Genomic DNA, 12,750 nt, shown 5'->3' with positions numbered 1-12,750 from the left:
TCCGCTCACTCGGTGAGGTCGACGACCGTCGCGTCGGCGAGGGCCGCGAGCGTCTCCGGATCGATCGGGAAGAGCGCGCTCGGCGTCCCCGCCGCGCCGTGGACGGTGTCGTACTCCGTGAGCGTCGGGTCGAGGACGGTCGGGAGCGCGGCGTCGTGACAGATCGGCGGGACGCCGCCGATGCTCCAGCCGACGACCTCACGGATCCGCTCGGGGTCCGCCATCGAGGCCGAGGTCGCGTCGAACCGCTCCGCGACCGCGTCCAGATCGAGCCGGTTCGCGCCGCTCGTGATCGCCGCGACGAGCCGGTCTTCGTCGGCTCCGTCCGCGTGGCCGGCTCCGGCCTCGCCGCCCGAGAGCGACACCACGATCGTGGAGGCGATCGCGGCGGTGTCACAGCCGACGGCGTCGGCCGCGGCGGCCGCGGTCTCCGTCCCCGCGTCGAACTCCAGTACGTCGAGGTCGACACCGTATCGGTCCTGTGCCCGTTCCGCGAACTCCGCCGCGCGCTCGTGCATGACGAGGAAGAGGCTCGCGGCCGGGTATGAAGCTCTCGGCCGCGGCACGTATGGCGACCGATCGGAAGGCGGTCGCACCGACATCCCGCCTGCGAACCGGGCTGTCGACGCCCTACCGCGTCCGCAGCTCGTCTTTGTCCTTGATCACGCGGGCGTCGCCCTCGCCGGAGGTGACCTCGTTGACGAGGTCGTACAGGTCGTTCTGGAGTCCGGCGGGGAAGGTTAACACGCCCACCCACGAGCCGTCGTTCTGCCACTCCTCACGTTCGAGGTCGCCGAACTCGCGGATCTGGGCCTGCCCGGAGCCCGCGTAGTCGGCGGGGAGCTGGACCGCCATCGTCACCTCCTCGAAGCGGATCGGAATGACGGGGCGAAGGGCCTCGAGCGCGTCGTCGACCTGGTTCTCGACCGGCTCCATCGGGTCGACCTGAAAGCCCGCCTCTTCGAGCGCGCGCTCGATACGCTCGGGCGGGTGCGGCGAGTCGTCCATCTGCGGGTTCACCGCGTTACGCGTGATGGTGGTGACGAGCTGGTTGTGCTTCCGCTCCATCATCTCCTCGCGCTGCTCGGCGGTGATCTGGATCTCCCCGCGCTCGACGACCTCGGGGATGATCTCCAGCGCGTCCGTGGTGCCGAACACGGTCTCCAAGTCCTCCTCCGCCGGACGGTCGCCGCGGGACGCGTTCTCGAACACGTCCTCGGCGGCGATCACGTCCTCCAAGTCGCCCTCGAACTCCCCCCGCTTCATCGCGAGCGCGGCGTCGGGGTCGATCAGCACCTCGAACCGTTCGCCGTGCGACTCCAGTCGGGCCGTCACGGCCTCGTCGAGCGATATCATACCCCCCGCTACCACCCCTACGGTGAAAAAGCCTCCCGCGACGCGCCGCGAGTCCAATCGTCCCGTTCGGTCCCCGCCCTCCCGTGCGCCCCGAGCCCGCCGATCAGTCCCCCGCGGAGGGACGCTCGTCCGTCCACTCGTCTCGACAGGCCTGCGAACAGAACTGTCGGTGCACCGCGCCGTCGCCGTCGACCCACGTCACCGTCCGGCGATCGGTGCCGAGCGCCGGCCCCCCACAGGTCGCACAGCGCGGCGCGGACTCCTCGTCGACGTCCTCCTCGAGGTCGGAAGTCGGATCTACCATACCCGTCCGTACACCTCCGGACACTTGAACCTGCGAAGGGCGGCAGTTCTGGCCGAGCGCTCGAGCTCACCGACCGACGGGGCGGCCGTCGCCTCCGTCACTCCGTCGTCCCCCGTCGCTCCGTCCGCGTCCCCGCCGTCTCGCCGTCGACGCCGCGGTCCGCGAGGGGTGTTCGACCGCGAGCTCCGCGTTCGCCGGCGGGTCGGTCAGCGTTCGCTCGCGGCCGTCGGGCCACCGGACGTGCGCCCGGACCGGGGTCGCCCCGCCGAGCCCGAAGTGCGCCACCGGCTCCGTCTGACAGAGGCAGCCGCCGCCGGCGTCGACGGTGCGCCGCTGGACGCCGTCGGCCGTTTCGAGCCGGACCACGGCGCCCCGCGCGGGAGCCCCGTGACGGGTGGTCGGGCGGACGCGGACCCACCCGGCCGTCGCCGCCGCCGGGTCCTTGTACACCGATATCGGTTGCGCCGCGACCTCGCCGTGGACCACGATCAGCTCGAGGACGCCGTCGCCGTCGACGTCGGCCGCGACCGCACCGGTACCGAACCCGTCCGGCTCGGCCGCCGGGCCCGGATCGACCCGGTGCCAGCGCGCCCCGTCGTCATCGGTTTCTTCCCCGTTCTCGCCGCCGCGCGCGAAGAGCCGATTGGGCTCCCCCGAGGCGTTGAAGAACAGCTCCTCGCGGCCGTCGTTGTCGAAGTCGGCGGCGACGACCGTCCGGACGCGCCCCGTGTCCCGGAGTGCGGGCGGCGCGGCGTCGACGAACCCGCCGTCGGGCGCTCGGCGGAGGAGGCGGTTCGGCCCGCCCTCGTTGCCGACCGCGAACGCGAACCGGCCGCCCTCGTCGACGAGGGCGGCCCCGCGCGTGTCGCCCGCCGGGTCCGAGAGCGCCGCGTCGCCGTCGGCGGCGTCGTAGTGGCCGCCGTCGTTCCGGAACAGCCGGTTCGGCCCGCGCTCGACGCCCGCGAACAGGTCGCCCTCGCCCGAGCAGTGCGGGACCGCGAGCAGCGACCGACACCCGCCGTCGACCTCCAGCCCGACCGCGTCGGCCATGTCCGTGATCTCCCCGTCGTCGCCGAGCTCGTAGAAGGAGAGGGGGGCGGCGTACCCGGAGACGGCGACGCCGTAGCGTCCGGTCCCGAGGCGGTCGAGCGCGGCGACCGACCGCCCCGCGCGCACGGCGAGTCGGTCGGCGTTCACGTCGAGCGCGAACAGGTCGGTCCAGCGGTAGCGCTCGGACTCGAGCCGATTCAAGAGGAGGTCCGGGTCGCCGCCGCCGTCGACGCCCTTGGTACAGTTGTGAACGTACACCTCCTCGCAGCCGTCGGCGTCGAGGTCGGCCGCGCACACGCCCATCCCGTGTCGCGTCCCGTCGGCGACGATGCCGCAGGCCGTGTCGGCGAAGCGGTCGCCGTCGCGGGCGTACAGTCGGTTGGGCTCTCCGTACCCCGCGACGAACACGAGCGGTCCCTCCCGGCCGGGCGTCACCGCGACGCCGTAGCCCCGAACCGGGTCGTCGTCCGCGACGAGGTCGGACCGCTCCGTGAACATGGCCGTCCGTCACCGCTCGGAGAATAAGAACTCACGGGTCCGCTTGGAGGCGGGTTTATAAGCGAGCTTGCGATCGAGCGGGGTCGACGGCGACCGACGGCGCGGGAGCGCCGGCCACTTATAAACCGGCGCGCTCCGGCTAGCCGAGCACGAACACGAACAGCGCGATCCCGGCCGCGAGCGTCAAGAAGAGGACGCTCCGGCCGATGCCGGTCCGGATCTCGACGTCGACGCCGGCGCGCCCGAGCGTCTCCCGCGGATGCATCCCGATCCACTCGACGGTCGCGATCGCGTGCATCACCCAACGGTCGACGGCGGCCCACAGCTCGGTGACGCCCCAGATCGACCCGCGAGCGAGGTAGAACGCGGCGGGATACGTCACGGCGTCGACGTCCCGCATGTGGTGGGCGAGCCAGCCGAGCGGGCGCTTCAGCGCGAAGAAGCCGACGAAGCCGGCCCCCATCAGCCACGCCGACTCGGTCAGGTGGCTCGCGCTGTAGGGGTTGAAGTAGAACTCCTCGCCGAGGATGATCTCGGTGAACGGCATCAGCTCGATCAGCTGGTAGTAGAACACCCCGAAGAAGACGCAGGCCCCGCCGGCCAGCACCATCCCGGCGGTCTGGAACGCGGTGGCGTCCTTCGGCGACAGCGTCGCCGAGCCGTGGAAGAACACGTAGTAGCCGAGCTTGATAAAGGACATGAACGTCCCCACGCCGCCGAGGATGAGCAGCCACCAGAGTAACCCCTCCCCGAACAGCAACTCGAAGTTGTGGACCTCGTGGGCGGAGTCGATCACCATCCCCTTCGAGATGAACCCGTTGAACCCCGGGACGGCGGTAATCGAGGCCGCGCCGACGAGGTACACGAGGAACGTGACGGGCATCACCCGCCAGAGCCCGCCCATGTCCCTGATGTCCTCGACGTCGGTCCGGTAAATGACGACGCCGACCGCCATGAACAGGAGGCTCTTGTAGAGGACGTTGTTGAACAGGTGGGCGAACCCGCCGGTGACGGCGAACTCGCCGACGTACGTCGCGAGCCCGAGCCCGGCGAGCATGTAGCCGACCTGCGCCTGGATGTGGTACGACAGCAGGCGGCGCGGGTCGTACTGTAACAGCGCGAAAAAGGCGCCGTAGACGGCCATGAATCCGCCGAGGTACGCGAGCCACATGCCGCCCTCGGGGAACGCGCGGTACATCACGTACACCGCGGTCTTCGTCGTGAACACCGAGAGGAACACCGACGCCGCGACGTGCGGGCGCGGGTAGGTGTCCGGCAGCCACGTGTGCAGGAAGATGAACCCGCAGTTGACGCCGATCCCGATCGCCGCGAGCAGCGTCGCGGAGGCGTCGATTCCGGTCGTCGACGAGAACAGGAATATCTCGGCGGCCGGCACGCTCCCGAGCATCGCGGCGCCGTGGACGACGACAGCGCCGAGCAGGACCGTCCCGCCGATCCCGTGGAACAGCGCGTAGCGGTAGCCGGCCCGCACCGCCGCCCCGCCGTACTGCCACACCAGCAGCGTCGAGGTGACGGCCATCAGCTCCCAGAAGAAGATCAGGGTGAGCCAGTCGCCGGCGTAGATCGTCCCGACCGTCGAGGAGACGTAGATCAGCGCGAACGCGGTCACCCACGTCGGCGCCTCGGTGCCGTACGCGTACAGCACCGCCGCGGTCGCGAGGAAGCCGACGACGACCCCCATCAAAAGCGAGAACTGGTCGACGTTGAACCACACCACGTCGAAGCCGAGGAACTGCGTCGCGAGGTGCGCGCCCGTCCCCCCGTCGCCGAGCAGGACGGCCTGCACGAACGTGAACGCGGTCGCGAGCGCGGCGGCCGCGTGGCCGGACCGACGCGGGAGCGCGAGCACGGCGAGCGCGGCGACGGCGAGCAGCACGTACGGCGGCACCGAGGTGAGGACCGGGTTCACGGCCGCATCACCCCCTCGGGGAGCCGCGTGTCGACGATGAGCTCGATCAGCTCCAGGAAGCCCATCTCGTAGGGTATCACGCCGAGCAGCACCGCGAGGCTCATCGCGGTGAGGATCGGGGCGAGCGTGAACCACGTCGACTCGCGCCCGAGGAGGGCGTCGAGCCCCGCGATGTGCTCCCAGCCGCCCGGCGGCGGTCCGCCGGCGTGGCCGTGGTCGTCGTGGGTGTCGTGGTCTGCGTGGTTCATGTGATCGCCGTCGTGGTCGTCATGGGTCGTGTCGTCGCCGTGGTCGTCACGGTCCGTGTGGTCGTCAGCTCCGTCATCGTCGTCGCCGCTTCCCACGCCGAACGGCACGTCAGCGTCGGAGGGGCGCGAGTCGACCGCGTAATCGCCGGTGTCGACGCGCTCCGCGGGCTCGGAGAAGTCCCGATCGCTCGTGTCGAAGTCCGGTCGGACCACCCCGTCCTCGTCGGTCGGGAGGTCGTCCGTCTCCGCGTCGGGGATGTCGGAGTCGTCCGGGACCTCGGCGTCGTCGCCGGCGGACTCCGCGTCCCCGGCGTCGACCGCCGAGTCGCCCTCGGCGCTCTCGACGACCTCGTCGACGTCGTCCGCGTCTTCGTCTCCGCCTTCGTCGTCATCGCTACCGCCCTCGGGACGGCCACCGTCTGTCGCCGCCAGGGTCGACCGCGACTCCCCGCCCATCCGGAAGTCGACGAGCGGCTTCGCGTCGTGGGCGTCCTCCGCCTCGAAGAAGGCGGTGTAGATCACCGGCCAGAAGTACGCGACGTTGAGCACGCCCGAGAGCAGCAGCGCCCCGACGAGGTAGTAGGCCACCGGCGTCAGCTCGGCGCCCATCTGAATCCCGCCGATCAGCATGTAGTACTTGCTCACGAAGCCGGCGAGCAGCGGTATCCCCGCCATCCCGAGCGAGGCGACCGTAAAGGCCCCCATCGTCAGGGGCATCCGCTTGCCGATCCCCGCCATCTCGGAGATGTAGTCGGTGTGCGTCGAGACGTGGAGGTTCCCCGCACAGAAGAACAGGGTGAGCTTCATGAACGCGTGCGCCGGGATGTGCAGTAGCGCGCCGACGAGCCCGTACCAGCCGAACAGCCCGAGCCCGAGGATGATGTAGCTCAACTGGCTCACCGTCGAGTAGGCGAGCCGCTGTTTCAGGTGGTCCTTCCGTAAGGCGATGATCGAGGCCGCCGTCAACGTGATCGCTCCGATCGTCGAGAGGACGAGCCCGGCCGAGAAGCCGAGCGGGAGCGAGAGGTCGAAGACGAGCTCCGGGCCGAACACGTCGAGGACGACGCGCGAGACGCCGAACGCGCCGGACTTGACGACCGCGACCGCGTGGAGCAGTCCGGAGACGGGCGTCGGCGCGACCATCGCCTCGGGGAGCCACTGGTGCAGCGGCATGATGCCTGCCTTCACGCCGAACCCGATCGCGAGGAGGAAGAAGGCGAGCATCGCGAGGCCGGGGTCGGCGTTGGCGAGTTCCTCGATGCCGCCGGCGGTGAAGTCGACGTTGCCGGCGATCAGGTAGACGAGGGCGGTCCCCGCCAAGACGAGCACGCCGCCGCCGAACATCGTGTACGCGAGGTACTTCCGGCCCGCCGCGCGGGCCTCGTCGGTCTCGTCGTGGGCGACGAGCGGATACGTCGCGATCGAGAGGATCTCGTAGAACACGAAGATCGTCACGAGGTTGCCCGCGAACGCGATCCCCATCGTCGCCGACAGCGACACCGCGAACGCGGCGAAGTACCGCGTCTGGTTCACCTCGTCGTTGCCGCGCATGTAGCCGATACTGTAGAAGGACGTGACGATCCACAGCCCGCTCGCGAGGAACGCGAACAGCATCCCGAGCGAGTCCGCGCGCAGGACGAACTCGATGCCGGGCAGGAACGCGCCGAGCGACCACTCGAAGACGGCCCCGTCGAGGACCGCCGGCAGCATCGAGGCGACGATCGCGAACTTCGCGACCGCCGCCGCGATCGTCCACCCCTCGCGGACGTTCGGGGAACGGTGCGACGCGACGATGAAGAACGCCGCGACGAACGAGACGAGGACCGCCAGTAGGGGGCGTAGATCGGTTATGGGTACGTCAGTCATGCGAACACCTCCGTGAGGAACGGGTCGAACCACTCGAACAGCGCGTAGCCGCCGAAGCCGAGCGCGACCGTCGTCAGCGCAGCGAGGATCAGGATCGCGAGCGGCGCCGAGGACACGCGGTCCGGGACGAACCGCGACCGCGGCGCGTCGACGACGGGCGTGAGGGGACCGTCGCTCTCGGCCTCGGACCCGCTGGCGACGCCCTCCGCCGACGATTCGCGACCGCCGTCGGCCGCGACGCCGGCGTGGTCGCCGTCGTCGTGACCGGCGGCGCCGTGCTCGTCACCCTCGCCGTGCCCGTCCGGAATTCCGACGCCGGCGAAGTAGAACCGCTCTATCACCCGGGCGACGTACGACAGCGTGAACAGCGTGCTGACGAAGATCACGGCCGCAATCGCGATTCCGGCGGACCCGCCGCCCATGCTGGACTCGACCGCGCCGACGCCGATGTACCACTTCCCGAGGAAGCCGATCGACGGCGGGATTCCGACGAGGCCGAGTCCGAGCAGAACGATCGCTCCGGCCGTGTAGGGGGCGGACCGGGCCGCGCTCGCGAGGTCGTCGAGCTCTCGGGCGCCGTAGCCGAGCGCCAGCAGGCCGGCCCCTAAGAAGAGGCCGAACTTCAGCAGGCCGTGGCCGATCAGGTGGACGATCCCGCCGAGCAGCGCGGTCTCGTTGGCGAGCGCGACCGCGGCGACGATCATCCCGAACTGCGCGACCGAGGAGTACGCGAACATCCGCTTGAGGTCGGACTGCACCGCCGCGAGCGCCGAGCCCGCGAGGATCGACGCGCCGGCGACGGTCAGCATGACCGTCGTGATCGCGTCGTTGGCCGCGAGGAAGTCGACCGTGAAGACGGTGTACGACACCCGGATCAGCGCGTACGCGCTCGCGGTCGACACCAGCGCCGCGACGATCGTCGTCACCGCGTCGGGCGCGCGCTGGTACGCGTCCGGCTGCCACGCGTGGATCGGGAACACGGCGATCTTCAGCCCGAGCCCCGCGACGATCAGCGCGTAGCTCGCGCGGATCAGCGGGTCGGCGTAGCTCGCCTGCTCGACGATCTGCACCTGCATGTCGAGCATGTTCAGCGTCCCCGTCGCGAGGAAGGCGTAGCCGACGCCGAGCAGGTACAGCGAGGCGCCGACCGTCCCAACCACGAGGTACTTCAGCGAGGCGTACGCGCTCGCTCCGGATCGGTCGGCCGCGATGAGCGCGTACGTCGATATCCCGACGATCTCGAGGAAGACGAACATGTTGAACAGGTCGCCCGTGAGGACGAGCCCGGTGAGCCCGCCGACCAAGAGCAGGTACCCGCTGTAAAACGAGTTGCCGCGCGGTCCGGCCACCCGCGCGAACGGGAGCGTCGCCAGCGAGACGGCGGCGACTAAGACGAGCACCGCGACCGACAGCTCGTCGGCCACCAGCTCGATCCCGATCGGCGGCTCGTACGTTCCGAGCGCGTGCGAGAACGCTCCGTCGCGGGCCACCTCGAGGCCGATCGCGGCCGTGAGTCCGGCGAGAACCGTCGTCGCGGCCGCCGCGACCGGCCACCCCGCGCGCTCGTACTTCAGCCCGAGCGCGATCGGGAGCGTCGCCGCGACGATCGGGACGGCGACGGCGACCGGGAGGAGCACGTCACTCATCGGTCTCACCCCGGTCTGTGCCGCCGATCGCCGGCCGCTGAGGGAGCGACCCCTCGTCGCGCAGCAGCTCTCGGAGCACGTCGGTCCGGAGCGTCCCGTACTCGTCGTAGATGCGGATACAGAGCGCGAGCCCCACCGCGGTGAGGCTCACGCCGACGACGATGGCGGTGAGCACGATCACGTGCGGGAGCGGGCTGACGAACGTCCCCGTCTCGGCCGCGCCCTCGGGAACGATCGGGATCGCGCCGCCCTCGACGTACGCCGAGGTGATGAACAGCAGGAATATCGCCGTCTGGAACAGGTTGAGTCCGATTATCTTCTTCACGAGGTGGGGGTTGGCGATCATCATATAGATCCCGATACACAACAGCAGCGCGAACGCGACGTACGAGTGTCTCGTCGTCAACACGTCGAACGCGGATGCGGTCGCGGTCCCGGACGCGAGGGCGGAGGCGAGGACGGGAACGGAGCCGGCCGCGGCGTCGAGCGCGACCGTCATCGGTCACCCCCGGCGTCGGCCGCCCCCTCTTCGAGGGACCCGGTCTCGTCGATCGACCCGCCCTCGTCGGGGGCGCCGCCTCCGAATCCGCCGCCCTCGGAGCCGAACCCGTTCGCGAGCAGGAAGAACAGCCCCATGAGCACGCCGGCCACGATGGGGGCGATCCCGATCACTTCCACGCCCTCCATCCCGTACTTGACGGGGTCGAGGATCGGGATCGGGAGGAGGTCGTACTGGAGGAACGCCCCGCCGAGCGCGACCGGGACGAGCCCGATGCCGGCGAACGCGAGCGCGCCGCCGACAGCGAGCGCGACGACGACGGTGTTCGCGAGCCAGTCGCGCGTCGCCTCGATGCCGAACGCGAACGCGATCATGAACACCACGGCGGCCACGATCGCGCCGCCCTGGAACCCGCCGCCGGGCGAGCCGCTCCCGTGGAAGGTGATGAAGAGGCCGAAGGTGAACGCGAACGGCGCGACCACCTTCACGGTCGGCATGATCACTTGGCTCTCGGTGTAGGGGACTCCCTGTCGGTCCTCGGAGTCGAGCCGCCCCGTTCGCGGGACGGCGCGGTGCGACGGGAGGCCGGACTCCGCGTCGCCCACGTCGTCTTCCGTGGGGTCGTCTCGGTCGTCTGCCGGCGCCTCGGACGGATCGTCGATGGCTGTGTCGGTCATGTCGGTGTCGTCGACGCGGTCGCTCATGCGAACACCTCCCGGTGTAACACGATCAGCGCCGCGATCCCGCCGGCGAAGACGACGACCGCCTCGCCGAACGTGTCGAACCCACGGAACGCCGCCAGCACGGCCATCACGGTGTTCTCCACGTGGGTCTGCGCGTACGTCTCCGTCAGGTACCACTGGGTCACCTCCGGGTTCGACCAGACCGGCGCGTCGGGCGAGCCGATCGCCGGGATGTCGCCCATTGTGAGCAGCAGCCCGGCGAACAGGAACCCGGCGGCCCCCGCGGCGGGGAGGTTCACCGACTCGAAGACGGCGTCGTGGTCGATCCGGGTCGTCTTCGCGAGCGTCAACAGCAGGAGAACGGTCGTCACGCCGGCGGAGATCGCGGCCTCCGTCAGCGCCACGTCGGGGGCGCGGTAGAACGTGTACAGCGCGGCCATCCCGAGGCTGTACGCCCCGAAGACGATGACCGCCGCGAGCACGTCCCGGGCGAACGCGGTCGCGAGCGCCGTGAGCACGACGAACGCGAGCAGACTCGCCTCGATCGCGGTGACCTGCGCGACGATCGGGGAGAGCGGGGCGACGGAGGCGACGGAGCCGGTCGCGAGGGCGACAGCGCCCGTCATCGGCGCTCGTCCCCCTCGGTCCACGGCACGGTTCCCTCCTCGAAGGCGGCCCGAGCGATCGCGTGGGCCGCCGTCGGGTTCGTCACGAAGATGAAAAACAGCAGGAGCACGCTCTTGACCCCGGCCGCCTCCCACCCGATCGCGAGCGCGACCGCGGCCAGCCCGAAGCCGGCGCCGAGCGTGTCGGCCTGCGAGGCGGTGTGCGCCCGCGAGTACACGTCGGGGAGCCGGAGGACGCCCGTCATCGAGACGAACGAGAAGAACAGCCCGAGCAGCGTGAAGGCGACGACGAGCGCCACGCGGGCGGTCCCGAGCGCCTCCATCACAGCACGCCACCCCGCTCGACGGTGAACTTCGAGATGGCGATGGCCATAAGGAAGTTCAACAGCGCGTACACCAAGGCGATGTCGAGGAACGTCGGCTCAGAGAGCGCGGCGCTCAGGATGGCGAGGATGACGACGGTGTTCGTCCCGAGGACGTTCACCGCGAGCACCCGGTCCTGCATCGTCGGTCCCCTCACGGCGCGGTAGAGCATCCCGATCGCGAGCACGGTGAAGCCCGCGGCCGCGAGAAGCAGGAAGTCGCCGACCGTGTAGCCGGCGACGAGCGCGGCGTCGACGACGCTCATCCGTCGGTCACCTCGGTCGGTTCGCGGTCCTCGCGGTCTTCCTCGCCGGGGTCGGCCTGCGAGTCGCCGTCTCCTACGGATCCCTCGACGCCGCCGTCGGCGGCGGCGATCGGCAGCTCCTCGGTCGCGTCGGGACCCTGCAAGATCGCGCAGTCGTCGCGCTCGCGCGGCGTCGGGAGCCGCGCGGACGCCCGCCCGTAGTAGACGAACCGCGTCCATCGCTCCAGAGAGCCGTCGAAGAGCCCGTCGCGGGCCGACGGGATGAGCGAGTGGACGTACAGGTCGCTGTCGCGGGCGCGGACCGTCAGCGTTCCCGGCGTCAGCGTGATCGAGTTCGCGAGCGTCATCAGCGGGAGCCCGCTGCCGACGATCACGCGCATCCGGTTCATCGTCGGCTCGATCGGGAGCCGCGGGTCCAGTATCACCCGCGCGACCTCCACGTTCGCCTTGACGATCTCGAAGAGGAGGACGGGGACGTAGATGATCCCGCGGACCACCCGCATCGGCGTTCGCGGAATCGCGGGCTCGACGTCGATGCTGACCCGCGAGAGGGTGATCGAGACGATCGCCGCGGTCGCGATCCCGGTCACCCAGTCGAACCAGTAGAAGGGGTCGCCCAGGATCAGGTAGAAGGCCAGCGAGAAGCCGAACATCGCGACGGACCGCTTCCCGGTCGCCTCGCTTCGGAGCCGCTCGCGCCGGGTCGGGCGCGTCACCGGCGCCGTCTCGACGGCCAGCGAGGTGTTCGACAGCGCGAACTCCAGCGGCTGGAGCAGGGTGGTGTTACCGACGGGGCTGTACTCCGGATCGAGCAGCACCGCGTCGGCCCCGTGTTCCGCCGCGTAGGCGGCGAGCACCCGGACGTAGTCGTCCGGTCCGAACAGGTACTCGTCGCCGCCGATCAGCTCCGTGGTGACCGTCACCGGCGGACGCTCCCCGTCGAGGTCGTCCAAGTCGGAGTCCGCCCACGCCTCGGCGCGTTCGAGCACGCGTTCCGCCGACGCCGCGCGGTCCTCGGCGCCGGGGTCGCCGTCGCGCCACGACGCGATCTCCACGAGGTGGACCGTCGAGAACCCGTCCTCGACCGCCGCCTCGATCGCGTACGCGACCGTCTGGCGGAGGGTCGGCGTCGGTTCGACGGGCACGACGAGCCCGCCGGTCGGAGCGGACGGCGACTCCCGTCCCGGGCCGTCGCCGAGGCCGGACGGGTCGCCGGGACCGGCGTCGTCGGTCTCGTCACCGGTGGGCTCGCCGTCGGCGGTGTCGCTACCGGCGTCGGTGTCAGCCACCTACCACACCTCCGACGGGGCCGAGTTTCGCCGTCTCTATGCACATGTGTATCTCTGTCCCGATCCTTTCTCTACCGCCTCAAAACAGTTTGTATCCGCGACGGTTTCGAGGTGAACGAGGGGGAAA

The 12,750-nt window shown here is 70.3% G+C and carries 13 protein-coding genes; all 13 read right to left on the bottom strand.

Translation table 11 applies throughout. The features are described from left to right. Positions 1-5: 5 nt before the first annotated feature. The gene (locus EDM04_RS09510; protein ID WP_123621465.1) at positions 6-518 is read right to left on the bottom strand and encodes a YbaK/EbsC family protein; all 513 of its coding nucleotides are present in this window, start codon (positions 516-518) and stop codon (positions 6-8) included. A 112-nt stretch (positions 519-630) separates the two neighbouring features. After that, the gene (locus tag EDM04_RS09505) at positions 631-1,356 is read right to left on the bottom strand and encodes a ribosome assembly factor SBDS (protein WP_004050105.1); all 726 of its coding nucleotides are present in this window, start codon (positions 1,354-1,356) and stop codon (positions 631-633) included. 103 nt (positions 1,357-1,459) lie between these two features. Beyond that, positions 1,460-1,660, bottom strand: coding sequence for a hypothetical protein (locus EDM04_RS09500; protein WP_123621463.1), 201 nt, complete (start codon positions 1,658-1,660; stop codon positions 1,460-1,462). A gap of 66 nt (positions 1,661-1,726) precedes the next feature. Further along, complete coding sequence (locus EDM04_RS09495; protein ID WP_123621461.1) at positions 1,727-3,208, bottom strand: CRTAC1 family protein; 1,482 nt, start codon at positions 3,206-3,208, stop codon at positions 1,727-1,729. A 139-nt stretch (positions 3,209-3,347) separates the two neighbouring features. Further along, positions 3,348-5,138 (bottom strand): Na(+)/H(+) antiporter subunit D, encoded by a 1,791-nt coding sequence (locus EDM04_RS09490; protein ID WP_123621459.1) that lies wholly within the window; start codon positions 5,136-5,138, stop codon positions 3,348-3,350. Then, positions 5,135-7,252 (bottom strand): cation:proton antiporter, encoded by a 2,118-nt coding sequence (locus EDM04_RS09485; protein WP_123621457.1) that lies wholly within the window; start codon positions 7,250-7,252, stop codon positions 5,135-5,137. The genes EDM04_RS09490 and EDM04_RS09485 overlap by 4 nt, the downstream gene beginning before the upstream one ends. Further along, the gene (locus tag EDM04_RS09480; protein WP_123621454.1) at positions 7,249-8,898 is read right to left on the bottom strand and encodes a proton-conducting transporter membrane subunit; all 1,650 of its coding nucleotides are present in this window, start codon (positions 8,896-8,898) and stop codon (positions 7,249-7,251) included. The genes EDM04_RS09485 and EDM04_RS09480 overlap by 4 nt, the downstream gene beginning before the upstream one ends. Beyond that, positions 8,891-9,397, bottom strand: coding sequence for a cation:proton antiporter subunit C (locus EDM04_RS09475; RefSeq protein ID WP_206424446.1), 507 nt, complete (start codon positions 9,395-9,397; stop codon positions 8,891-8,893). The genes EDM04_RS09480 and EDM04_RS09475 overlap by 8 nt, the downstream gene beginning before the upstream one ends. Further along, positions 9,394-10,101 carry an MnhB domain-containing protein gene (locus tag EDM04_RS09470; protein ID WP_123621453.1) on the bottom strand — a complete coding sequence of 236 codons (708 nt, stop codon included), beginning with the start codon at positions 10,099-10,101 and terminating at the stop codon, positions 9,394-9,396. The genes EDM04_RS09475 and EDM04_RS09470 overlap by 4 nt, the downstream gene beginning before the upstream one ends. Continuing rightward, a complete protein-coding gene (locus EDM04_RS09465) occupies positions 10,098-10,706 on the bottom strand; it encodes a DUF4040 domain-containing protein (RefSeq protein WP_123621451.1) in 609 nt (202 codons plus the stop codon). Before EDM04_RS09465 ends, EDM04_RS09470 begins: the two co-directional genes overlap by 4 nt. Beyond that, positions 10,703-11,029, bottom strand: coding sequence for a monovalent cation/H(+) antiporter subunit G (mnhG, locus tag EDM04_RS09460; protein WP_123621449.1), 327 nt, complete (start codon positions 11,027-11,029; stop codon positions 10,703-10,705). The genes EDM04_RS09465 and mnhG overlap by 4 nt, the downstream gene beginning before the upstream one ends. After that, complete coding sequence (locus EDM04_RS09455; protein ID WP_123621447.1) at positions 11,029-11,334, bottom strand: cation:proton antiporter; 306 nt, start codon at positions 11,332-11,334, stop codon at positions 11,029-11,031. The genes mnhG and EDM04_RS09455 overlap by 1 nt, the downstream gene beginning before the upstream one ends. Beyond that, on the bottom strand, positions 11,331-12,623 hold the full coding sequence (locus EDM04_RS09450; RefSeq protein WP_123621445.1) for a monovalent cation/H+ antiporter subunit E: 1,293 nt from the start codon (positions 12,621-12,623) through the stop codon (positions 11,331-11,333). The genes EDM04_RS09455 and EDM04_RS09450 overlap by 4 nt, the downstream gene beginning before the upstream one ends. Between the last annotated feature and the right edge of the window lie 127 nt (positions 12,624-12,750).

It is taken from the genome of Halorubrum sp. CSM-61 (assembly GCF_003781945.1).
Lineage (GTDB): Archaea > Halobacteriota > Halobacteria > Halobacteriales > Haloferacaceae > Halorubrum.
Note: the sequence above shows the minus strand (reverse complement) of the source record. Positions and strands in the feature narration are given on the sequence as shown.

Bases quoted from the DNA above. Each gene is read 5' to 3' on its own strand.
- EDM04_RS09510 (WP_123621465.1), bottom strand. From the start codon at position 518: ATGCACGAGCGCGCGGCGGAGTTCGCGGAACGGGCACAGGACCGATAC.
- EDM04_RS09505 (WP_004050105.1), bottom strand. From the start codon at position 1,356: ATGATATCGCTCGACGAGGCCGTGACGGCCCGACTGGAGTCGCACGGC.
- EDM04_RS09500 (WP_123621463.1), bottom strand. From the start codon at position 1,660: ATGGTAGATCCGACTTCCGACCTCGAGGAGGACGTCGACGAGGAGTCC.
- EDM04_RS09495 (WP_123621461.1), bottom strand. From the start codon at position 3,208: ATGTTCACGGAGCGGTCCGACCTCGTCGCGGACGACGACCCGGTTCGG.
- EDM04_RS09485 (WP_123621457.1), bottom strand. From the start codon at position 7,252: ATGACTGACGTACCCATAACCGATCTACGCCCCCTACTGGCGGTCCTC.
- EDM04_RS09480 (WP_123621454.1), bottom strand. From the start codon at position 8,898: ATGAGTGACGTGCTCCTCCCGGTCGCCGTCGCCGTCCCGATCGTCGCG.
- EDM04_RS09475 (WP_206424446.1), bottom strand. From the start codon at position 9,397: ATGACGGTCGCGCTCGACGCCGCGGCCGGCTCCGTTCCCGTCCTCGCC.
- EDM04_RS09470 (WP_123621453.1), bottom strand. From the start codon at position 10,101: ATGAGCGACCGCGTCGACGACACCGACATGACCGACACAGCCATCGAC.
- EDM04_RS09465 (WP_123621451.1), bottom strand. From the start codon at position 10,706: ATGACGGGCGCTGTCGCCCTCGCGACCGGCTCCGTCGCCTCCGTCGCC.
- mnhG (WP_123621449.1), bottom strand. From the start codon at position 11,029: ATGGAGGCGCTCGGGACCGCCCGCGTGGCGCTCGTCGTCGCCTTCACG.
- EDM04_RS09455 (WP_123621447.1), bottom strand. From the start codon at position 11,334: ATGAGCGTCGTCGACGCCGCGCTCGTCGCCGGCTACACGGTCGGCGAC.